Source organism: Polynucleobacter sp. MWH-Braz-FAM2G (genome assembly GCF_018687635.1).
Taxonomy (GTDB): Bacteria; Pseudomonadota; Gammaproteobacteria; order Burkholderiales; family Burkholderiaceae; genus Polynucleobacter.
Genome location: NZ_CP061300.1, coordinates 588,633 through 611,161 on the forward strand (window position 1 = coordinate 588,633; position 22,529 = coordinate 611,161).

General features: G+C 45.3%; 23 protein-coding genes. 18 read left to right on the forward strand and 5 right to left on the reverse strand.

Translation table 11 applies throughout. The features are described 5' to 3' along the window. Window positions 1-40 precede the first annotated feature (40 nt). Window positions 41-1,537, reverse strand: coding sequence for a glycosyltransferase family 39 protein (locus FD973_RS03100; protein ID WP_215324173.1), 1,497 nt, complete (start codon window positions 1,535-1,537; stop codon window positions 41-43). Between the two features lie 47 nt (window positions 1,538-1,584). On the opposite strand from FD973_RS03100, the gene FD973_RS03105 reads away from it, so the two are divergent. Next, on the forward strand, window positions 1,585-2,385 hold the full coding sequence (locus tag FD973_RS03105) for a DUF3047 domain-containing protein (RefSeq protein ID WP_215324174.1): 801 nt from the start codon (window positions 1,585-1,587) through the stop codon (window positions 2,383-2,385). A gap of 27 nt (window positions 2,386-2,412) precedes the next feature. Here FD973_RS03105 and FD973_RS03110 read toward each other — a convergent pair whose 3' ends face one another. Next, window positions 2,413-4,683, reverse strand: a complete 2,271-nt coding sequence (locus FD973_RS03110) for a cation-translocating P-type ATPase (protein WP_215324175.1) — start codon at window positions 4,681-4,683, stop codon at window positions 2,413-2,415. Window positions 4,684-4,734: 51 nt separating this feature from the next. On the opposite strand from FD973_RS03110, the gene FD973_RS03115 reads away from it, so the two are divergent. From FD973_RS03115 to FD973_RS03180, 14 genes are all read left to right on the forward strand, one after another. After that, window positions 4,735-4,929, forward strand: a complete 195-nt coding sequence (locus FD973_RS03115; protein ID WP_215324176.1) for a heavy-metal-associated domain-containing protein — start codon at window positions 4,735-4,737, stop codon at window positions 4,927-4,929. Window positions 4,930-4,994: 65 nt separating this feature from the next. Next, complete coding sequence (locus tag FD973_RS03120; protein ID WP_215324177.1) at window positions 4,995-5,642, forward strand: DUF47 domain-containing protein; 648 nt, start codon at window positions 4,995-4,997, stop codon at window positions 5,640-5,642. Window positions 5,643-5,722: 80 nt separating this feature from the next. Then, window positions 5,723-6,664, forward strand: a complete 942-nt coding sequence (locus FD973_RS03125) for an inorganic phosphate transporter (RefSeq protein ID WP_251368863.1) — start codon at window positions 5,723-5,725, stop codon at window positions 6,662-6,664. Between the two features lie 130 nt (window positions 6,665-6,794). Next, a complete protein-coding gene (gene apbC, locus FD973_RS03130; protein WP_215324179.1) occupies window positions 6,795-7,883 on the forward strand; it encodes an iron-sulfur cluster carrier protein ApbC in 1,089 nt (362 codons plus the stop codon). 24 nt (window positions 7,884-7,907) lie between these two features. After that, complete coding sequence (locus FD973_RS03135; RefSeq protein ID WP_251368820.1) at window positions 7,908-8,423, forward strand: DUF3305 domain-containing protein; 516 nt, start codon at window positions 7,908-7,910, stop codon at window positions 8,421-8,423. Beyond that, entirely contained in the window at window positions 8,423-8,965 is a 543-nt protein-coding gene (locus FD973_RS03140; protein WP_215324181.1) for a DUF3306 domain-containing protein, read from the forward strand. The genes FD973_RS03135 and FD973_RS03140 overlap by 1 nt, the downstream gene beginning before the upstream one ends. A gap of 11 nt (window positions 8,966-8,976) precedes the next feature. Continuing rightward, window positions 8,977-11,067: a 4Fe-4S binding protein gene (locus FD973_RS03145; protein ID WP_215324182.1), complete on the forward strand. Its 2,091-nt coding sequence runs from the start codon at window positions 8,977-8,979 to the stop codon at window positions 11,065-11,067. Then, window positions 11,064-11,714 carry a molecular chaperone gene (locus FD973_RS03150; protein ID WP_215324183.1) on the forward strand — a complete coding sequence of 217 codons (651 nt, stop codon included), beginning with the start codon at window positions 11,064-11,066 and terminating at the stop codon, window positions 11,712-11,714. The genes FD973_RS03145 and FD973_RS03150 overlap by 4 nt, the downstream gene beginning before the upstream one ends. A 115-nt stretch (window positions 11,715-11,829) precedes the next feature. Continuing rightward, window positions 11,830-12,051, forward strand: a complete 222-nt coding sequence (locus FD973_RS03155) for a hypothetical protein (RefSeq protein ID WP_215324184.1) — start codon at window positions 11,830-11,832, stop codon at window positions 12,049-12,051. A gap of 68 nt (window positions 12,052-12,119) precedes the next feature. Next, a complete protein-coding gene (locus FD973_RS03160; protein ID WP_215324185.1) occupies window positions 12,120-15,098 on the forward strand; it encodes a formate dehydrogenase subunit alpha in 2,979 nt (992 codons plus the stop codon). 27 nt (window positions 15,099-15,125) lie between these two features. Next, window positions 15,126-15,782: a formate dehydrogenase FDH3 subunit beta gene (gene fdh3B, locus FD973_RS03165; RefSeq protein ID WP_215324186.1), complete on the forward strand. Its 657-nt coding sequence runs from the start codon at window positions 15,126-15,128 to the stop codon at window positions 15,780-15,782. Further along, window positions 15,782-16,018: a hypothetical protein gene (locus tag FD973_RS03170; protein ID WP_215324187.1), complete on the forward strand. Its 237-nt coding sequence runs from the start codon at window positions 15,782-15,784 to the stop codon at window positions 16,016-16,018. The genes fdh3B and FD973_RS03170 overlap by 1 nt, the downstream gene beginning before the upstream one ends. Window positions 16,019-16,065: 47 nt before the next feature. Continuing rightward, on the forward strand, window positions 16,066-17,121 hold the full coding sequence (locus tag FD973_RS03175) for a formate dehydrogenase subunit gamma (protein ID WP_215324188.1): 1,056 nt from the start codon (window positions 16,066-16,068) through the stop codon (window positions 17,119-17,121). Window positions 17,122-17,131: 10 nt separating this feature from the next. Then, on the forward strand, window positions 17,132-17,449 hold the full coding sequence (locus FD973_RS03180; protein WP_215324189.1) for a hypothetical protein: 318 nt from the start codon (window positions 17,132-17,134) through the stop codon (window positions 17,447-17,449). Here FD973_RS03180 and FD973_RS03185 read toward each other — a convergent pair whose 3' ends face one another. Together FD973_RS03185 and FD973_RS03190 are read right to left on the reverse strand one after the other, a co-directional pair. Beyond that, the gene (locus FD973_RS03185) at window positions 17,450-18,157 is read right to left on the reverse strand and encodes an ATP-binding cassette domain-containing protein (protein ID WP_215324190.1); all 708 of its coding nucleotides are present in this window, start codon (window positions 18,155-18,157) and stop codon (window positions 17,450-17,452) included. It abuts the gene before it with no gap. After that, window positions 18,150-18,845: an ABC transporter permease gene (locus tag FD973_RS03190; protein WP_215324191.1), complete on the reverse strand. Its 696-nt coding sequence runs from the start codon at window positions 18,843-18,845 to the stop codon at window positions 18,150-18,152. The genes FD973_RS03185 and FD973_RS03190 overlap by 8 nt, the downstream gene beginning before the upstream one ends. A gap of 66 nt (window positions 18,846-18,911) precedes the next feature. On the opposite strand from FD973_RS03190, the gene FD973_RS03195 reads away from it, so the two are divergent. Genes FD973_RS03195 through cls form a run of 3 tightly spaced genes read left to right on the forward strand, consistent with a single transcriptional unit; the run spans window position 18,912 to window position 21,336 of the window. Further along, window positions 18,912-19,112, forward strand: a complete 201-nt coding sequence (locus FD973_RS03195) for a hypothetical protein (protein WP_215324192.1) — start codon at window positions 18,912-18,914, stop codon at window positions 19,110-19,112. Beyond that, entirely contained in the window at window positions 19,112-19,864 is a 753-nt protein-coding gene (locus FD973_RS03200; RefSeq protein ID WP_215324193.1) for an endonuclease/exonuclease/phosphatase family protein, read from the forward strand. The genes FD973_RS03195 and FD973_RS03200 overlap by 1 nt, the downstream gene beginning before the upstream one ends. Then, window positions 19,861-21,336, forward strand: a complete 1,476-nt coding sequence (cls, locus tag FD973_RS03205) for a cardiolipin synthase (protein WP_215324194.1) — start codon at window positions 19,861-19,863, stop codon at window positions 21,334-21,336. Before FD973_RS03200 ends, cls begins: the two co-directional genes overlap by 4 nt. Here the strand turns inward: cls and FD973_RS03210 are convergent. Next, window positions 21,333-22,517, reverse strand: coding sequence for a CaiB/BaiF CoA-transferase family protein (locus tag FD973_RS03210; protein WP_215324195.1), 1,185 nt, complete (start codon window positions 22,515-22,517; stop codon window positions 21,333-21,335). The genes cls and FD973_RS03210 overlap by 4 nt on opposite strands. Between the last annotated feature and the right edge of the window lie 12 nt (window positions 22,518-22,529).

Here is a 22,529-nt window from a genome sequence, read left to right on the forward strand (position 1 = left end):
GATAATGCCTTAGGCGCCTAAGGTCTTGAATTTGAGGGAATTAGTCTATCTGACCCATGCCCCGCCAATTGCTACAAAGGCTAAAGTCAAATTTGGATAAGACGCGACCAAATCGTTCAATCTCTAAGCTATCCAATGGTTTGCAAGCCTCAAAACCAGAGTTGTTTCCTATGGGCATACCATGAGGCATGCCTGACCATTGAATAAGAAGGACATTCGCTCCTGGCGGGAGCTCTCCAAACCAGAGATCAAATTGATCTTTTCTTTGGTCTAAAACAAACACAGTAGTGGGTGAGGCATACCAAGCGGCGCGGCTACCCAAGGTCCAATTTTGTACGGCGATACCTTGTGCATTAGAGCCCTTTGTTAGTTCCGCAGCTTTTTGACCAGCTGCTTTCCATCCATATAAATCAGCGATGGGATTGGATTTCACAGATGTGGTGCTAATACCTCCTGATAAGACATAAGCAAAACCAATGCAACATAAAGCGATTTGCAGGGCAAATAGAATGCGAATCCATTGGCGATGTTGTGTAGCCCATGCTTTTGCCAAACCAATTCCTGCAAAAGGTGCAAGACAGAACCAAGCAGGTGAGGTCCAATGTGGCAGACCGCCGCCGCCAGAGAGGCTGACAAAAATGATGAAGGGAATTAAAAAGAAACCAAAAAGCGCTAGCAATGAAAGTTTTGTTGCATGCATGCAGTCTTTTAAAAAAACAACAGCACCTAATATTAGGAGAGGGCCAAAGACAAGTATTTGAACGCCGATGTAAGCGACCAATCTTCGCCAAAGCCATTCGCCGCCACTGCCATGGGCAAGTTGGTATTTAAATGAGATCCAATCATTAGCCCAATTCCAATACAGAACTGGCGTAATGAGTAGTAAGGCGATGAGTGCTGCAATCCAGAAGCCAGATTTAGAGAGCCAGCGCTTTCTGGGTGTGCTCAAGAAGACAAATAACAATGCAAGAGCAGTAAAGCTGGCCGTGTATTTACTAAGACCTGCTAGTCCCAGCAGAATGCCTGTGGCCATCCAATCGCCAAAGCTAAATTTATCTTTTGTGAGCCAACGCAAGGCCATCAACATCAGACCAAGGCTTAAGGGGGCTAGTAAAGTATCGGGCAATAAACCAATTGCCAAAATATGAAGCATAGGCGCAGCGATGATGGCTAAGACAGCCATCAATCCGCACAAATTAGCTGATGGGAGTGCACTTGTGAGATATCCCGCATTACGCCCGCGAATAAAGTGATGCACTTCAACGGTTACCTGATAAACCAAATAACAGGAAATAATCCAGAGCAATTCTGGAATCAGTCTAATGATGCCCTCTAAGGAAGTGAGAGTCACTAATGGCCATTGAATCCAGCCTACCAAAGGCGGATGATCATAGTAGCTCCAGTCAAGGTGTTGAGCATACAGCGCATAGTGGGCTTCATCTACTGAAAATTCGATTGAAAATCCCAAGGCTAGATGCACTCCTGCGGCAATCAAGACACAGATGACGGCCCAACTGGAAGGAGATTGATGGCGCATATGCTGATTTTAGACTCATGCAGGCTATTCTTTGGGACAATTAAAGTATGTTGAAACAAGTCATCAGATATTTATTTCTAGGCGTAGCCTTTTTCTTGGTTGGCTGTGCTGGCCTAAGTACTGATTCTGTGCAAAACGAAGCTGGTCAAGCAATTAACTTAGACCAATTACCGGCCCAGGAAGAGCTGCCTAAATTCTCAAGCGAAACTGCCCGTGAAGGTATGCCAAATGGCTGGAACTTTTATCGCATAGCCCCCTTCAAAAAGAACACGGTTTACCGTCTTGAAAACTATCAAGGTAGAACGGTGCTAAGTGCTAATTCCAAAACATCTGCTTCTGGGTTGGCAGTTAAGTTGCGTCCTCGTCAAGCATCCAACTTATGGTTGCAGTGGGAGTGGAAGGCGATAACTCCAATCGTCAATGCTGATAATGCTGATGGTTACACGGATGATGCACCGCTACGCATATTGGTTGCTTTCGATGGCAACAAGTCGAAACTGCCTTTAAAAGAAAAAATGACTTTTGAAATGGCCAATCTGATTAGTGGACAAGAGATGCCATACGCCACATTGATGTATATCTGGTCAGGAAAATCTCCCATAGACACAATCATTAGCAATGCACACACCTCCAGAATTAAGATGATTGTTGTGGATTCTGGTTGGGAAAATTTAGGTCAATGGCATAAACATCAACGTGACTTGGCTGCTGACTTCAAACGGGCTTATGGGGAGGCGCCTGGCGAAGTCATTGGGATTGCATTACTTACTGATACTGACAATACCAAATCAGAAACACGTGCTTTTTATGGTGATATTGAATTGATTCGCAAAACTCAAAAGCAGTAATAAAACATTGTCTAGGTTGAACTTAACCTAGTGCTGGGAAGGGTGCCAGCGCTTCAATAAGAGTGCATTGCTCAATACGCAGAAACTGGAGAGTGCCATGGCGCTGCCAGCTAGCATGGGTGATAGGTAGCCCAAGGCAGCCAGGGGAATGCCTGTGGCGTTAAAAATAAATGCCCAGAATAAATTTTGCTGAATTTTTCGCCAGGTTCTTTTTGAAATATCAATTGCATTTGCCACTAACGTTGGATCGCCTCTCATTAAAGTGATTCCGGCTGCTTGCATGGCCACATCAGTACCTGTTGACATTGCCATTCCAACATCAGAAGTAGCTAGGGCTGGGGCATCATTTACGCCGTCACCCACCATTGCAACAAACTGACGTTGACCATTCTTTAATTGAAGTTGACGAATAATGTTCGCCTTATCGCTTGGCATAATTTGCGCAAACACTTCTTGAATACCAATATTTTTTGCAACACGATTAGCTGCCGCGACATTATCTCCAGAAAGCATGACTGTGCGAATATGCATGTCGTTTAATGAAGTAATTGCATCTTTTGAGCTATCTTTAAGTTCATCTCCAAAAGTAATGATGGCAATTGGCGACGAAGGCGCTTCACCATTCATTAAGACGGAAACAGTTTGACCTGCCTCAAAACATGTTTTTGCTTTTTCTAGGATCGCGCAATAATGCGGACTTCCCTCCAATGATGCAATGCTTTGAAGAGTAAGATTTTGACCTTTAAAAACTCCTGAGCTGGGTTTGCCGCTAATACCAATGCCTGCCAATGCTTTGCTATCCATGGGAATAATGGGTTCTATTCTCTTTTGTTTTGCCGCCTCAAGTAGAGCTTTTGCAAGTGGATGTTCGCTGCCTAGTTGAAGTCCTGCGGCACTTGTGAGAATGTCGTCTTCAGAAAATGCATTCGTAAACGAAATAATCCCAAGCAGTTGTGGCTTGCCAATAGTGAGGGTGCCAGTTTTATCAAAGGCAACGACATTTAAGCGGTGCGCCAACTCCAATACCTGCGGATCTTTAATTAAGATCCCATAGCGAGCTGCTACGCCAGTTCCTGCCATGATGGCTGCCGGTGTCGCAAGACCAAGGGCGCATGGACATGCAATCACTAATACAGATACCGCTCTCAAAATAGCAATTGATGCGGAGTCTAAATAGAACCAATTGGCCAATCCAGTGATGATCGCTATGGCTATAACGCTAGGTACAAAAATAGCACTTACTTGATCAACTAGTTTTTGGATGGGTGCTTTTTGGGTCTGAGCATCCTCTACTAGTGAAATGATTTTCGAAAGAACGCTCTCAACTCCTACTGCTTGCGCCTCAATGACCAAAAGACCTTCGCCATTTAGCGAGCCACCAATCACTTTTTCAGTTAGATGTTTTTTGACGGGCTCACTCTCGCCTGTAAGAAGAGATTCATCAACATGACTGCTGCCACGAAGAATGACGCCATCCACCGGAATGCGCTCACCTGGTAAAACCAAGATGCGGTCTTTGGGGAAAACCTGATCCAAAGGAAGATCGCGAAATTGATCTAAGGGAGAGTTTTCGGAAATGATGATATTTCGTTCAATGACTTTGGCGTGTTCGGGCCAAAGCTTCTGAAGGGCGCGTATTGCTTCACTCGTTTGTTGTTTGGCTCTGGACTCTAACCATTTGCCAAGCAAGACCATGCAAATGATTACTGCAGAGCCTTCAAAATATAGTTCATGCGCTGCATGATCTGATGACAGCATTTGGTAAATACTTAATCCATAGGCGGCACTTGTGCCAAGTGCTACAAGCAAATCCATATTGCCAACCCCAGACATCAGGGATTTAAAGCCAGCTTTATAAAAACGCCATCCTAAAAAAAATTGAACTGGGCTTGCTAGTAGAAGTTGCCATTTTGGTGCAAGGGCCCAATGAATTCCGAAGGGCATTAGGAACATTGGTAGAAAGAGTGGGGCGGAGAGAGCAAAGCCTAATAAAACACGTCCTAGACCGTCTGCCCCCCAGAATAATTTAGCTGGCGCTAGCTCTTGGGTGCCATGAGGTGTACTGACTTTGGCTTCATAGCCTGTCTTTTGGACCATGGCGATAATTTCATCAATTTTGACTCCAGAATTGGTATTTAGGCGAATTTTGGCCTGCTCAGTGGCTAAATTGACGCTGGCTGCCTCGACCCCAGGAATTTTGTCCAAGGCCTTCTCAACCCTGCCCACACAAGAGGCGCAAGTCATGCCGCCAATATCTAGAGTAAATAGCTCGGAATTCGTGTCTTTTTGAGTGTTCATATAGAAGATAATCTACCCCATGAATGCCATGCTTACATTAAAAAGGTCTTTATGTTGACTCTAAAAGTATCCGGAATGACTTGTGGTGGCTGTATTAATGCCGTTACTCGGGCGATTCAGGCAGAGGATCCGCAAGCAAAGTTGCAGGCAGATTTAACGACTCAGACCATCAATCTTGAGACAAGTCTGCCAATAGAGAAGGCTAGTCAGCTCATAACAGATGCCGGCTTTCCAGTTGTTCAATAGCAATTGTTTAGAATGACCGCAAATCTAATAAAACTTGCAGTTTTGTCCTCAAAGGATCGTGATTTATGTTCTTCAGTAAGTTAATGCCTCACGATGGTAATTTCTTCGAGCTTTTCAATGAGCACGCCAATAATATTGTGTCTGCATCCGAATCTTTTTTAAAGTTCGTTGAGCATTACAACGATGAAACATTGCGAGCTAAGTACACCCAAGAGGTGGATAAAGCAGAGCATGCTTGCGATGATGTTGTGAAAGAGGTGCATCGTCGATTGCATAAAACTTTCATTACACCGATTGATAGAGACCAAATTTTTTCACTCATCAATACGATGGATGATGTGGCTGACCTGTTGCAGAATGGTACAGAAGCGATGCATTTGTATGATGTGAAGAAGATGACGTCTGAGATGTTGCAAATGGCGGAACTCTGCAACCAGTGCTGTATTGGAATGAGAAATGCTGTTGCCACTTTAAAAGACATTTCAGATCCAGAGGTGGCCAAAGCTGCCTTGAAGACCTGTGACGAGATTGATCACTTGGAGTCTGGTGCGGATCGTCTGCTTTCCACGGCTATCACAAAGTTATTCCGTGAAGATATCGAAGTTCGTGAGCTGATCAAGTGCCAACGCATTTATGAGTTACTCGAAGAAGTTACCGATAAATGTGAAGACGTTGCCAACTTGGTTGAGGGCATTGTTCTTGAAAACTCTTAAGGCGAAATAAGTTGCCAGCGACAGAAGTAGCTTTTTGGGTTGTGGCGCTTTTAGTGGCGCTAGCTCTCGCATTTGATTTCATGAATGGTTTTCATGATGCAGCCAACTCCATTGCAACGGTAGTTTCTACCGGAGTGCTTAAGCCGCAGCAAGCGGTAGTTTTTGCGGCCTTCTTTAATTTTCTAGCTATTTTTATTTTTCACTTAAGCGTAGCCGCTACAGTTGGTAAAGGCATTGTTCATCCAAGCGCAGTGGATTTGCACGTTATCTTTGGCGCTTTAGTTGGCGCAATTGTTTGGAATGTCATTACTTGGTATTACGGCATTCCATCTAGTTCTTCACATGCCTTGATTGGTGGTTTAGTTGGTGCCGCACTCCCTAAAGCAGGTATTGATGGTCTAGTCTGGTCGGGTATTTTGAAGACAGTCTCTTTTATTTTTATTTCACCGTTTGTTGGTTTCCTGCTTGGTTCATTAATGATGTTGCTAGTAGCTTGGGTTTGTAGAAACGCCAACTTGGCAAAAACCGATCGCTGGTTCCGTCGACTTCAGCTACTTTCTGCAAGCGCATATAGCTTGGGTCATGGTGGTAATGATGCGCAAAAGACAATCGGGATTATTTGGTTATTGCTGATTATTACTGGATACGCTGACGCTAGCGCAAAGATGCCACCAACATGGACCATCATTTGCTGTTACGTCGCGATAGCCATGGGCACGATGTTTGGTGGTTGGCGCATTGTGAAAACGATGGGCCAGAAACTTACAAAACTTAAGCCGGTTGGTGGTTTCTGTGCCGAGACAGGTGGAGCCATTACCTTATTTGCTGCAACTGCTCTGGGTGTGCCTGTTTCTACTACCCATACGATTACAGGGGCTATTGTTGGTGTGGGTTCAACTCAAAGAGCGAGCGCGGTTCGTTGGGGGGTTGCTGGAAATATTGTTTGGGCATGGATCTTCACCATTCCAGCAACAGCCTTGATGTCGATGGCTGTCTATTATCTAAGCTTGCTAATTTTTTAAGGTATTGCATGCCGGCTGAAATAGATCACTTTCAGCAAATATTGCCGGCTACGAGTAAGCTAGCGCTAATTAAGAAAATATAAGAGACCTAGGGGTGCATTCTAGGTTGATTCATTATTAGGAGAAAGTAGTGTCAGTTACCCCAGAGTTAGTGCAGGCGACTTTAAAGAATTTAATCGACTCCAACACAAAAATTGACTATGTGACCGCTAAAAGCGTGAAAAATATTCGCGTTGAAGATGGCGATATTTCTTTGGATATCGTTTTGGGTTATCCAGCTAAAAGTCAATTTGATTCCATTCGCAAGTCAGTCATTAGTGCTTTGCGTGAATTACCTGGCGTGAAGAATGTCAGCGTCAATGTTTCTAGTCAGATCGTTGCACATGCAGTGCAGCGTGGTGTGAAGTTATTACCCAGCGTAAAAAATATTATTGCAGTTGCTAGCGGTAAGGGCGGTGTTGGAAAGTCGACTACTGCGGTGAATCTAGCACTCGCTCTTGCTGCCGAGGGCGCACAAGTAGGAATTTTGGACGCGGATATTTACGGTCCAAGCCAACCCATGATGTTGGGTATTACGGGTAGACCGGATTCCCTTGAAGAGAACACGATTGAGCCGATGGAAGCTTACGGCCTTCAGGCTAGCTCGATTGGTTTTTTAATTGATGATGATGCACCGATGGTCTGGCGTGGTCCTATGGTGACATCTGCGTTGGAGCAACTTCTTCGTCAAACTCGTTGGCGTGACCTGGATTACCTAATCGTCGATATGCCTCCTGGCACAGGTGATATTCAATTGACTCTGGCGCAAAAGGTTCCTGTTACTGGTTCAGTGATTGTGACTACTCCGCAAGATATTGCATTATTAGACGCTCGTAAGGGTCTGAAGATGTTTGAGAAGGTGGGGGTACCGATCATCGGCATCATTGAAAATATGAGTACCTATGTTTGCACCCAGTGCGGACATGAAGAGCATGTCTTTGGTACTGGTGGTGGCGAAAAAATGTGTAAAGAATATGGAGTGGATTTCTTAGGCGCTTTACCGCTAAATCTATCCATTCGTGAGCAAGCGGATGCGGGACGTCCTACTGTGGTTGCTGACCCTGATGGTGCTATTAGCGCTATTTACAAAGGGATTGCTAGACAGGTGGCTATCCGCGTTGCTACTCTAGCTAAAGATATGAGCAGCAAATTTCCGAACATTGTGGTTCAAAACACCTGAGGACTTATGCGTTTTGCGGTATTAATGCGTAAACAAAATATTGATAACCCATGGGTCTCATACCGCTGGGTGCCTCAGGAGGTATTGCCAGATTTTGGGCAATTCAATAGCAGTCAAGGCAATTGCATCACGGGCCAATTCTTGGGTCGTGATGCTGAGGGCGAGTCCTGGTTATTTACAGGCTACGAATTGGATCTCTTTCCTGACGAGGCAGAAGGTTACTATCTGAATGTATCTGCAACCACACCGAGTTGGTTTGTTATGTGGCGTTTAGAGGAAGATGTTGAGCGCTATTTAGATGAGCAATCCATTGCCTTGGCAAAATCAGAACCCTCATTTGCAGTGCCGCACCGTATATGCGTCAGCTATAACGAAGCTGCTCGCTTACTGGATGGTGGGGAGTCGGTAGATACCATTCCTATGAGTGAGCAACACACGGCTTGGTTACAAGAGTACGCTAACGAACACTATCACCCAGAACCCAAAAAACGTCATAAGCCCGCTTCTTTCAAAGGCGCCGAGCGCCCACTGGAGGAATAATGGCTGATGGATTTTTAGGTCGCTGGTCTAGGCGCAAAGCCGGTGTTGATGTTGATGCTCCTCAAGAAAAAAAAATAGAGGCCCCAAAAGAGCCTTCGCAAGACCTTCCTGCTGAGAAGATTGCGGAAGAGGCTTCGCCACTTCCCACTTTGGATGATGTCGCCAAGATTGATCGTTTTGATCCAGACTTTTCGGCTTTTATGAAACCAGATGTTGATCCTGCTGTTCAGCAGGCGGCTCTTAAGAAAATGTTTACCGATCCTCATTTCAATATCATGGATGGGTTAGATATCTATATTGATGATTACAGTAAGCTAGACCCCTTGCCCCCAGGAATGCTTGAGCGAATGACGCAGAGTGATATGTTGAATCTGTTCCGCAAATCTGCTGATCTTGCATCTTCAGATTCAGAACAGAACGAAAGCCGCTTAACAGAGCCGCAAGCTCAAAGTGCTTTGCCATCCACAGAGCAAAAAACTTCTGCTCAATTGGGTGAAGTGACCGATGCAGTGCCAATTGAACCCGAACAGAAAAAAACTTAAGAAGATAGCGCATGAGTCAAAAATTAGTTTGCAACTGTAATGGCACGATGCCTTTGGATGCAAAGGCGATGGGAGCTCCGATTCATCAGTCTTTATGCAGACAAGAGGTCAGCTCTTTTTTAAAAGCTTTAGATGGTTCTGAATCCTTAGTAATTGCTTGCACTCAAGAAGCTGCTCTTTTTAGTGAATTGGCTAATCAAGCCGAAAAACCATTGGTTGCCCCATTACGTTTTGTAAATATTCGAGAAGTGGCAGGGTGGACCCAAGAGGCCAACACATCGGGACCCAAAATTGCAGCCTTGTTAGCCTTAGCTGATATGCCTGAGGCAGAACCTGTTCCTGTAGTGAATTATGAAAGTCAGGGCAGACTGTTAATTATCGGCGCAGGCTCTCAAGTTATTCCTTGGGCTGAAAAGTTAAGTCAGTCTTTGGATGTTTCGGTTTTATGCACAGAGTCTGCTGATCTTCCTCTTAATCGTAGTTACCCTATTTTTTCTGGAGTTGTTACAAAGTTAGATGGCTATCTTGGTAATTTTTCAGTCAATTGGGATTTGCAAAACCCGATTGATCCTGAGATGTGCACGCGCTGTGGCGCGTGTGTAGAGGTTTGTCCTGAAGGCGCTATTGATTTGTCCTTTCAGATTGATCTTGAGAAATGCAAATCTCATCGTGCTTGCGTGACTGCCTGTGCCGGCATTGGAGCAATTTCGTTTGATCGCAAAGAGCGTGAACGTAGTTCTGACTTTGATCTGATCTTGGACTTACGTGCCGATCCAAAAATGCGCATGAGTCAAACTCCTCAAGGTTACTTTGCGCCAGGTGTTGACCCCTTAGACCAAGCGCTAGCCACCAATCAGCTATTAGAGATGGTGGGGGAATTTGAGAAGCCAAAATATTTTGTCTATAACGAAAAAATTTGTGCGCATGGTCGCAATGGCAAAGTAGGTTGTAGTGCGTGCATTGACGTTTGTTCAACAGGGGCTATCGGATCTATTTTCAAAAATGGTCAAGGCTCAGTTGAAGTCAATCCCAACCTGTGCATGGGATGCGGAGCTTGCGCCACCACATGCCCTTCTGGTGCAATGCGCTACAACTATCCTAGCGTTGCTCATCAAGGTAAAGAGTTAAAGACACTCGCAAATGTATTTACTGCAGAGGCTAAAAAAATAAATCAAGCAATGGCTCCCAGTTTGCTATTGCATACTTTAAAGGCGGGCACCCAAATGATTGATGGTCTGGGTCGATCTGCCCACATCATGCCCAAGCAGTTTGAGGGGCTTCCTGCTTTTGTTATTCCTTATGGCATCGAACATATTGCCTCTACTGGACTTGATCTTTGGCTTGGGGCGCTTACTTATGGTTTTGCCGAGGTCATCCTTTTGTTAAGTGGAGATGAGGATCCTGCTTATCGTGCGGCGCTGGAACAGCAAACAGAATTGGCAAATAGCATTCTTAAAGCTTATGGCTTTGACGAGCGAATTCACTTGATAGCGGCAAGCTCCGCTGATGATTTAGCTTCGCTATCTAAAGCAATGGGAGCTTTCCGTCAGCGTGGCTCATTGGCTCCTATTTGCACTCCAGCAAGTATTGGTTTGTCGAATCAAAAGCGTGAAACGCTAGAAGCAGTTTTAGAGCATTTGCAAAGGCAGGCTAAGTCTCCTTTGCCTGAGTTCGGAGTAGCGCTACCAAAGTCTTCCTTAATTGGAGGTCTAACGATTAATAAAGATGCATGCACTCTGTGTATGTCTTGTGTGAGCAGTTGTCCTGAGGGGGCGCTATTAGATAATCCAGATGAGCCTGTTCTGTCTTTCATAGAAAAGCAGTGTGTTCAATGCGGACTTTGTGTACAGACCTGCCCTGAAAAGGCTTTGACTCTTGCGCCTCGATTACAGACAGTAGAACAACGCAAGCAAAGAGCCGTTCTCAATGAGACCCAAGCTTTCCACTGCATTAGCTGTGGCAAACCTTTTGGCACTCTAAAAATGGTTGATTTGATGTTGACTAAGCTGGGAGCTCATGGTGCCTTTGCGGGTGCAGCGATGGAAAGGCTCAAGATGTGCGGCGATTGTCGCGTGGTTGATATGGTGAAAAAAGAATCATGACTGAAAATACAAAAGAAGCAGTAAAAGCTACATCCCTAGCCGAAGTTGGGGATGTAGGCTTACCGGAGGATCTCGCGAGAGCTGATTTATACGGTTTAATTGCGCGTTTTTTTCAGATGCCGCCTGATCAAGAATTGCTAGATCAAATTGCCGCTACCGCTGATCAACACGATGCTTCTAATGAGGCCCCTTTGGCGAAGGTCTGGATGGATGTGGTGGAGGTTGCTAAAAATAACCCTGCCAAAGCTTGGCATGATGAATTTGACTTGAATTTCATTAGTGTTGGAAAGCCTAACGTCGTTCTTAATGGCTCCTTTTACATGGCAGGTCATTTAAATGAGAAGCCTTTGGTCAATATCCGCAAAGCCCTAGAAGGATTTGGTCTGGAGGCGGCAGAAGAGGTGACTGAGACCGAAGATCATATTTCTGCACTTTGTGAAGTCATGCGCTACCTTATTGCTGGGGATGATGTAGAAGTCTCAAACCTTACAAACCAAAGGGTTTTTTTCAATGAGCATATTCGTCCTTGGTACGACGAACTTTGCGATGCCATAGAAGGCATTCCTGAGATGCATCTTTATCGTCCAGTTGCCGCCTTGACCAGAGAATTCTTGGCTATTGAGGGGCAGGGATTTGACATGATTTGATATTGCAGTGCAGCACAGGGTAAGCCTTAGATAGATTTTGATATGTCTATATGCGAAAAATGCAATTACCAATTACACTTGCCCTAGATCAAGAATAATTAAATAGGAGCATGCCATGAGCACTAAATCCAAAGTTGCTTTAAGCGAAGAAAATAAGCCATCGCGTCGTAAGTTCTTTATTGGTGCAGGCGCAGCAGTAGGTGCTGTTGCTGTGGTCAGTCAAACCCCGGTTGGTAAGGCCGTTATCCAAGAAATTAGTGGTGCGACCGCCGTCAAAGATGCTGGCCAAACTATGACTGCGCACATGCGTAAATATTACGAAACCACATTGATTTAATCAGTTGTATTTAGCTTTCGCTGTAACTGTTATCCAAAAAATACAAAAAACTTTTTCAGGGACATCATATGAGTCTGACTCGTAAATCCAATACCCCACAAAGCAGTCGTGCAACTTCCCATTTAATTGGCAGCTTGTCACGAGGATTAAAGGCGGCTGTGCCAACAATGGATCGCCGTACATTCCTGAAGCGCTCAGGCGTTGGCGTTGGCGCTGGTATTGCTGCAAGCCAATTGAGTTTTGTGCAAAAGGCTGCTGCAGAGCCCAGCAAAGCGATGCTCGACGGCAAGGGCAAGATTGAAGTTAAGAGATCTATTTGCACCCATTGTTCAGTTGGTTGCGCAGTAGATGCGACTGTTGAGAATGGTGTTTGGGTACGTCAAGATCCTGTCTTTGATTCCCCAATTAATATGGGTGCTCACTGTGCTAAAGGCGCTGCTTTGCGTGAGCACGGTCATGGCGACTATCGCTTGCGTTACCCAATGAAGCTGGTGGATGGAAAGTATCAGCGCATTTCTTGGGATCAGGCGCTAACTGAAATTACTGCTCAGATGAAGAGTATTCGTGAGAAATATTCTCCAGATGCAATGTTCTTTATCGGCTCCTCAAAGCACAACAATGAACAGGCCTACTTACTGCGTAAGTGGGTCTCTTTCTTTGGCACAAACAATACAGACCATCAGGCTCGTATTTGTCACTCAACTACAGTTGCGGGTGTTGCAAACACCTGGGGCTATGGTGCGATGACTAATAGCTATAACGACATGATGAATGCCAAGGCAGCCCTCTATATTGGTTCAAATGCAGCCGAAGCTCATCCTGTATCTATGTTGAGTTTGTTGCACGCAAAAGAGAATGGTTGCAAAGTGATCGTGGTCGATCCACGTTATACCCGTACAGCAGCAAAGTCAGATCAGTACATTCGCATTCGTTCTGGTACCGACATTCCATTCTTATTTGGATTGCTCTATCACATCTTCAAAAATGGCTGGGAAGACAAGAAATACATCAATGATCGTGTTTACGGTATGGATGAGATCCGTAAAGAAGTCATGGAAAAGTGGACACCTGCAGCAGTAGAAGAAGCTTGCGGAGTTCCTGAAGATCAAATGTATAAAGCCGCTAAGACAATGGCTCAAAATCGTCCTAGTACAGTGGTTTGGTGTATGGGTCAGACCCAGCACACTATTGGTAACTCCATGGTGCGCGCATCCTGTATTTTGCAGTTGGCATTAGGTAACGTAGGTAAATCTGGTGGCGGTACAAATATTTTCCGCGGTCACGATAACGTTCAAGGTGCTACTGACGTAGGTCCTAACCCAGATTCTTTGCCTGGCTACTATGGCCTTGCCGCTGGCTCTTGGAAACACTTCGCAACTGTTTGGGGTGTCGACTACGAGTGGATCAAAGGTCGTTATGCGCCTGACATGATGGAGAAATCCGGTACAACGGTTTCTCGTTGGGTTGATGCAGTTCTTGAGAAGAACGACATGATCGATCAGCAAACTAACGTTAAAGGTTTGTTCTTCTGGGGTCATGCTCCTAACTCTCAAACTCGTGGCTTGGATATGAAGCGCGCGATGAATAAGTTGGATCTGTTGGTCGTAGTTGATCCATATCCAAGCGCTACTGCAGCAATGGCAGCAATGCCTGCGGCCGAGGGTGATGTAGTTAATAAAAATCGCAATGTTTACTTGTTGCCTGCTGCTACACAGTTTGAAACCTGTGGTTCTGCTACAGCTTCAAATCGTTCTTTGCAATGGCGTGAGAAAGTAATTGATCCATTGTTTGAGTCAGTGCCTGACCATGTAATCATGCAAGCATTCGCCGATCGTTTAGGCTTTGGCCAAGAGTTGTCCAAGAACTACAAAATCCTCAATTCCAAGTTTGCTGGTAAGCAATGGAAAGAGCCGCAGATTGAAGATATCTTGCGTGAGATTAATCGCTCAGTCTGGACAATTGGATATACCGGTCAAACTCCTGAGCGTCTCAAAGCGCACATGAGAATGGTTGCAACCTTTGATCCGAAGACCTTGAAGTCCCGTGGTGGAGTTGATCCGGTTACGGGTTATGACACCACTGGCGATTACTATGGCTTGCCTTGGCCTTGCTACGGAACTGCTGCAATCAAGCACCCAGGTTCACCCAACCTTTATGACACTAGTAAGAGTGTGATGGAGGGCGGTGGTAACTTCCGCGCAAACTTCGGTGTTGAGCGTGAGGGTGTGAGCTTGCTGGCTGGGGATGGCTCTTGCTCCAAGGGTTCAGCGATTACTACTGGATATCCAGAGTTTGATCACGTGTTTGTGAAGAAATTGGGTTGGTGGGATCAGTTGACCGATGAAGAGAAGAAGCTCGCCGAAGGTAAAAACTGGAAGACTGACTTGTCTGGCGGAATTCAGCGCGTTGTAATGAAGAATGGTTGCCATCCATTTGGTAACGCAAAAGCGCGCGCTGTTGTTTGGAACTTCCCAGATCCAGTGCCTATTCACCGTGAAGCCTTGTACAGCACGAATGAGAAGATGATGCGTAAGTACCCAACATCGGCTGACAAGAAGAATTTCTGGCGCTTACCTACTCTCTACAAGACTGTTCAAGATCAAAACTTGAATCAGAAATTGTATGAAAAGTTCCCAATCATTTTGACTTCTGGTCGTTTGGTGGAATACGAGGGTGGCGGTGATGAAACTCGCTCTAACCCATGGTTGGCTGAACTTCAGCAAGAAAACTTTGTGGAGATTAATCCTAAGGCTGCTGCGGCTCGCGGTATTAAGAATTGGGATTATGTGTGGGTTAAGTCCCCAACTGGTGCTCAAATTAAAGTTCGTGCTTTAGTTACCGAGCGTGTCAACGAGGGTACTGCGTTCGTACCATTCCATTTTGCTGGATGGTGGCAAGGGGCGGACTTGCGCAAATACTACCCAGAGGGTGCTGCACCAGTAGTTCAAGGTGAGGCGGTCAATACTGCAACTACCTATGGTTACGACCAGGTAACAATGATGCAGGAGACCAAAACCACGATGTGTCAAATCGAGAAATTTGCCTAAGTCAAAAAATAAAGTCAGGAGAACACAATGGCAAGAATGAAATTTATTTGTGACACAGAACGATGCATCGAATGCAACGGTTGTGTCACAGCCTGTAAGAACGATAACGAAGTACCTTGGGGTGTTAACCGTCGTCGCGTTGTCACTGTTAACGATGGCATCATCGGTCAAGAGAAATCTGTATCTGTTGCCTGTATGCACTGTACCGACGCTCCTTGTATGGCCGTTTGCCCAGTCGATTGCTTTTATCGCACTGATGAAGGCGTTGTATTGCATGACAAAGACATCTGTATCGGTTGTGGTTATTGCTCATTTGCCTGCCCATTTGGCGCACCTCAGTTCCTAAGCAAGGGCGCTTTTGGTTCGCGCAGCAAAATGGATAAGTGCACATTCTGTAGCGGTGGTCCAGAAGAGAATGGCAGTGTTGCTGAGTTTGAGAAATATGGACGTAATCGGTTGGCTGAAGGTAAGTTGCCGCTATGCGCTGAAATGTGCTCTACCAAGGCTTTGATTGGTGGTGATAGTGACATCATTTCTAGCATCTTTAATAATCGCGTTGCTACTCGCGAAAAGAATGGCAAGTATCCTGGTTCACAGGCATTTGGTTGGTCTACTGCCTATGGTGGTCCCGGTACTCCAGCTCCAAGCCCGACACCTGCTGACAAAATTCCAGGAGCCAAATAATGAAAGTAAATTTCAAAACTCTCGGCTTGTGTTTTGCGGCAACAACCCTCTTAGCAGCTTGCTCTGAGCCGCCAGAAATTGCGGCAAAAGCTGCCAAGCGTCCCGATGTCGCCCCATACATGGGAGCAAACAATGGCTTCGTGACAAAAGGTTGGACTCCAGGAAATCAGGCTAGTTGGACTGAGTCGATTGACAAACGAACTCAAGGTCAGAACGAATACAGTCGCGTTAAGTGATCAACTAAATAACAATAAATAAAACGAAAACGTTTAAGGACATGTGTATGAAACGATCATTTTCTAAAGTTCTACGCACTTTGGTGGTGACTGCTGGTTTGTCGCTGACTTTGGCGAGCGGACTCAGTTTTGCTGAGCGCGCACCTATGGCACCATTGCCATCTGCTAGTGGTGTGGATGTTCCTCCGCTGTCTGTGCCGGCAAATCCAAATAGTCTGGCCAATGGCACTCAAGCCCAGGCTCAGCCAGCAAACCCTTCTATTTTTACTACTGCAAATAGTGACCCATATAACTACGTTAGCATTCCAGATAAAGAATCAAGCGTTTTAATTCAACGTTCTGGTCAAGAATGGCGTGTGATTCGTAATGGTGTGATTACCGTATACGGTGGCTGGCTATTGGCCTTAGCATTCTTTGGGATCATCGCAACTTATACCCTTAAGGGTCCTATGAAATTGCATGAACCTATGTCGGGTGTCAAGATTAAGCGCTTCAGTGCATTTGACCGCTTGGTTCACTGGTTGATGGCATTCAGTTTCTTAGCCTTAGCTTTCACTGGTTTATTAATTTTGTATGGCAAGTATTTTGTTATGCCATTAATGGGTGGGGTTGCATATGGCTCATTCTTAATGGTTTGCAAAAATATCCATAATTTCACTGGTCCGTTATTTACGATTTGTATCGTGATTTTCTTCTTGCTGTTTGCTCATAAGAATCTTCCTGGCAAGGGCGATCTGCAATGGTTCCTCTCCTTTGGTGGAATCTTTAATGGTAAACATGTACCTGCAGGATTCTTTAATGGTGGTGAAAAAATCTGGTTTTGGTTTGGTATGACATTCTTGGGCTTGGTAATTTCAGGTTCAGGCTTTGTGCTCGATATGATTGTTCCATTCATGTCGATTGAGTACACCCGTGGCACGATGCAGATTGCCAACATCATTCACAGCAGTGCTGCAATCTTGATGTCAGCTATGGCAATGGGGCATATCTATATTGGAACCATCGGATCCCAAGGGTCGATTGATGGAATGAAGACGGGGTATGTAGATGCTACTTGGGCCAAAGAGCATCATGAGCTCTGGTATAACAAAGTTAACAAATAAGGAAAAAGCCATGAAAAAAATCATTGCTTTTGCACTCTGCACATTTAATGCAACTTTAGTGATGGCGGCATTGCCACCGCTATCCCCTGAAGCGCAAGAGGCTGCCAATTTGGCTAAAGCTAAAACTGCTTATGGCGATAAGGTTGGAGCATATCAATTGTGTCAAGCACAAAATCGTGTAGCTGACCGATTTAAGGTTGCTGGAACACCTGCTCCAGCTCCTTGTGTAGCGCCGCCGCCTTTTGTTCCACCAGTAGCGGCTACAGCCGTTCCTGCGGCAGCACCAGCAGCCCCTGCGGCTCCAGCGGCACCTGCAGCTGCCAAGTAATTAGTCGACAAGTAATTCTTGATGTAGGTAGCGTCTAGCTGCCTGCGTTTGGGGATCGGTAAAGAAAGGACCTACGGGTCCTTTTTCTTTTATCTCGCCTTGATCGATAAAAATAATGTACTCCGCAATTCGTTGTACTTGCGCAAGTTGATGGGATGAGAAGATCACATTTGCACCTTGCTGGGCGAATTGTCGAATGAGTTCTTCAACTTGCTCGGTGGTATTGGGATCAAGATTGGCAGTAGGCTCATCTAGCAATACCAAATTTGGTTTTTGGAGAATAGCTCTAGCAAGGCAAAGTTTTTGTCGCTCACCTGCTGATAATTTGTGAGCAGGACTGTCAGTCAGCTTATTCAATCCTACTTGTTCAATAACTTTAATGACATCGGATTGTTGAATGGATTTATCTGCATCTCGAACCATAGCGATATTGCATATTGCCGATGCCTTAATCATTGGCGTGTGATGAAGTACTAATGCTGTCTTGGTTTTAAAAAGAAAGCTTACTGTTCCGCTATCCGGTTTGATAAGTCCATCTAAGAGTTTAAGAAGTGTGGTTTTGCCGGCGCCGTTTGGACCAATACAGGCTGTGATTCTGTCTGCGGGGATAATCGCATGTGGGATATTGAGAATGACCCTTCCATTGCTCTTGACGATGACGTCTTTCAGTTCGATGAACTTGTCGAAATTCTCAACAGCATTAACCATAGCGACGCTCCGCAATTTGACGGACTGCAAAGGTGAATAGATTCGCTAACAGAACAATTGTTAGCAATACAATTCCGAGTGCAAGCGCTAAAGGTAGATCTCCTTTGCTAGTCTCCAAAGCAATTGCGGTTGTCATTGTCCTAGTGGAATGGTCTATGTTTCCGCCAACAATCATGACTGCGCCAACTTCTGATATTGCTCTGGCTAAACCAGCTAGGACCGCTATCGTTAACGAGAAGCGGCAGTCCCAAATCAACCACTTAAAACGCGAAAGTGGTGGTAGTCGGAGACTCATAAATGAATCGCGATGGATTTTCCAGGAGTCTTCCAGAATTTGCCTGCTAAGGGCGGCGATTAAAGGGGTTGTAAGCAATGTCTGAGCCACGATCATGCCCTTCGGCGTAAAAAGCCAACCCCATGCTCCTAACGGTCCTGAGCGAGATAACATCAGGTAAACCAAGACCCCAACAATCACAGTGGGTACTCCCATGAGGGTATTGAGTGTCACAATAATCGTCTTTTTCCCTATAAATTGCTCAGTAGCCAAGAGGGCGCCTATAGGTAGGCCAAGAAAAGTTCCGATCAGAAGGGCTGTAAGACTTACCTGCAGGGAGATAAATACGATGCCTAAAACACCGGCATCTAAATGGGCGAGCAGGGCAATGGCGTCTTGAAAGGCTTTTAACATGCGCTCGATTCTATCAAGGCGGTGGCAAAATGGCAGTAATGAGATTAATTACCCTATTTTCAATCTATGGCTGAAGTCGTTTGTCTCTGTAATGAGGTTTTCGATGTGGATTTGCGTGAATATCTAGATTCCCATCCCGTGGAATCTATTGATGAGTTGCGTGAGCAAGCCTCTATCTGTAATAAATGTATGCAGTGCCAAGATTTGGTTGAGGGCGAGATCTATTTAGCGCGAGTTCGGCGCCAACGTGCTGCAGGACAGTTTTAATGAGTTCTGCGAAGTCAGCTCGCTTCACGGTTCTGAGTATGAATCTACATAAAGGGATGTCACCTTTACATCGGCATTCAACGATCTACCAGTTACGCCAAAAAATGCGTAGTCACTATCCAGATCTACTTTTTTTGCAAGAGTTGCAACAGGAACATCGAGGTAGGGCAAAGCGTTTTTCTCAATGGCCTTTGACTGAGCTCACTCACTTTCTGTCAGAGGATTTTTGGCGTGATTGGCACTACGGAAAAAATGTCGAGTATCGCGATGGACATCATGGGAATGCCATTCTCTCTAAGCATCCCCAGCAAAAAGGCAACAACTACGATATCTCTGCTTATCGATTTGAGGGGCGTGGGCTGTTACATAGCGTGACTTATCTAGAGGGTATAGATAAACCAATCCATTGTTTTTGTGTGCATTTGGCGCTGTTTGAGCGTGGCCGCGAGCGACAGTTGGAAGCTATCATTAGACATATTCAGGCATTGACGCAAGAGGGACCCACTATCGTGGCGGGTGACTTTAATGATTGGCGCAATCGAGTAAGTGCACCCATGAGAGCAGCAGGCTTCGAGGAGGTCTTTGAGGTATTGACTGGTTCGCCAGCAAAGACATTCCCTAGTATCAAGCCATTATTACCTATGGATAGGATTTATGTGCGTGGACTCAAGATTCATTCTGCAAATATTTTGCATGAATGGCTAAAACTTTCAGATCATCTTGGCATAACTGCTGAATTGGAACTTGTATGAATATCTTAGCGTTTATTTTCGGATCGGTTTTCGGATTTTCATTAATTTGGGTTCCGATTGTTCATGTCCTCATTATCTTTTTGTTCGGCTTACATTTAATTTCAGTTAGAAGACCTGTTGGCGTGGCATTTGCCTGGTTTTTGATCGTCATATTACTCCCTTTGCTTGGTATCGCTTTATATATTTTGATTGGCGAGCGCCCGGTCGGAAGAAAGCTCACTCGAAAAATTATTCATATGAACCGTGAGTACGAAAAGCTCACCGAGATGATGCGTCAGCAATTTGCTGCTGATCGACAGAAGCTACCTGTTGAAGGAAGGGCTCTCAGTCTTTTGGCTGAATCAAAAAATGGCTCACCAGTTGTAGCTGGAAATAAGATTGAACTACACACCAATTCTCTTAAGATCCTCCAAAATTTTATCGATGAGATTAATCAGGCCAAAAAAAGCTTGCACTTAGAGTTCTATATATGGGCTTTGGGAGGTGATGCTGATCGGGTATGTGAGGCACTTATAGCAGCTGCGAAGAGGGGGATAGCATGCCGCGTTTTGCTTGACTCATTGGGTAGTAAAGATTGGTTTAAATCTCAGTGGCCCAGCAAGTTTCGTAATGCTGGAATTCAAGTAACTGAGGCATTGCCTATACAGTTTGGGCGCTTTCAATTTCGCCGTGCAGATTTGCGCCTTCACCGAAAAATCTTTGTGATTGATAATGCGATTGTTTGGACTGGTAGTATGAATTTAGTAGATCCGCGCACCTTCAAGCAAGATTCTGGAGTGGGTGAGTGGGTTGATGCTATGGTGCGGATTGAAGGGCCAGTAGCGTCTCAGTTTGAATTAACCTTTGCTTTTGACTGGAGTGTCGATAATCCAAAAATTCACAACTTCAATGATCGTGAGCCTCCAGTAGCACCACATGAGGGAGGTGCTATAGCCCAAGAGTTTTCCTCTGGACCTGTTTATCGTGACGATATTCTGTATCAAGTTTTACTCTCCGCCATTATGGATGCGAATGAGGAGCTGACTATAACCACGCCTTACTTTGGTCCTGATGATGGGTTAATTCAGGCCCTGATGGCGGCCGCGGGGAGGGGGGTTAAGGTAACGCTAATCGTTCCTAAGTTGAACGATTCAACTTTAGTTGCTTGGAGTAGTAAAAGTTTCTACGAGGATCTATTGAATGCGGGCGTTGCGATTGCCGAGTTTCATGGTGGTCTTTTGCACACCAAGAGTCTATTAATCGACAAGCGCATTGCTATCTTTGGTTCGGTAAATTTTGACCAACGAAGCTTGCGTCTGAATTTTGAAATTAGTCTAATTGTGTATAACGTGGATTTCTGCGCAAAACTAGAGAAGTTGATTGACTCCTATCTAGCGCAATCAGATTATGTAGATCCAAAAGCATGGGCAAAAAGACCTACTTGGCAGCGATATCTTGAAAATGCTGCACACCTCACTTCACCCCTGCTTTAAATTGCTCCACTAGCCCGCATTTCTGCAATCTCGGACTCTGCAATTCCCAGTTCTTTGAGGATGGAGTCTGTGTGCTCTCCAACTGCGGGGATTGCATCCATACGGTATTCATAGCTGTCATTTAATCCGGGTGGCAACAATGCGGGTATGGGTCCATTTGGAGTTCCCACTTCAGTCCAGCGCTCACGGGCTTTTAGTTGCTCATGCTTCCATAACCCTTCCATATCATTCAAATGAGCATTCGCGATTTGAGCCTTCTCCAGTCTGGCGATTAATTGTTCTGAAGTCAGTTTGCTAAAGCAGGCATTGATGATTTCTAATAACTCAGCACGTTTTTCATTGCGCTTAAAGTTGCGATCAAAGCGTTCATCTTGCGCAAGGGCGGTATTTTCTAATACGGTCTCGCAAAACTGCACCCACTCACGTTCATTTTGCAGTCCAAGCATGACAGTTTTGCCGTCACCAGCCTTGAAAGGTCCATAGGGGTAGATAGTCGCATGTGACGCTCCATTGCGTGGTGGCGGATCTGCGCCATCATAGGCGTAATACATGGGAAAGCTCATCCATTCGCTCAGGGCTTCAAGCATAGAAATATCTATGACAGAGCCTTTTCCAGTTTTTCCTCTTTGTAGTAATGCTGCCAGGATATTGGTATAGGCATACATGCCTGCGGCGATGTCAGCGATCGAGTTACCAGCCTTGCTGGGCGTTTCTGGGGTTCCAGTAATTGAAAGAAAGCCTGCTTCACTTTGGATTAGAAGGTCATATGCTTTTTTATCTCGATAGGGTCCGTCATTTCCGTAGCCTGAGATGGCGCAGGTAATTAGACTAGGATTCTCTTTTTGCAAAACTTCTGGACCGAGGCCCATACGAGTGGCTGCGCCAGGCGCCAAGTTCTGAATAAAGACATCGGCAGTTTTTAATAAACTTTTCAATACCGCCATCGCAGACTCTTGTTTGAGGTCTAGCGTCAAACTTTCTTTAGAGCGATTTACCCAAACAAAGTGAGATGACAGACCTGCAACTTGGGTGTCATAGCCTCTGGCAAAGTCTCCGCCACCTGGGCGCTCAATTTTGATAATGCGTGCACCTAGGTCAGCTAATTGCCGAGTGCAAAATGGAGCGGCAATGACGTGCTCGAGTGCAACTACTGTGATGCCATCTAAGGGACGGATGCTCATGTTGATATCCCG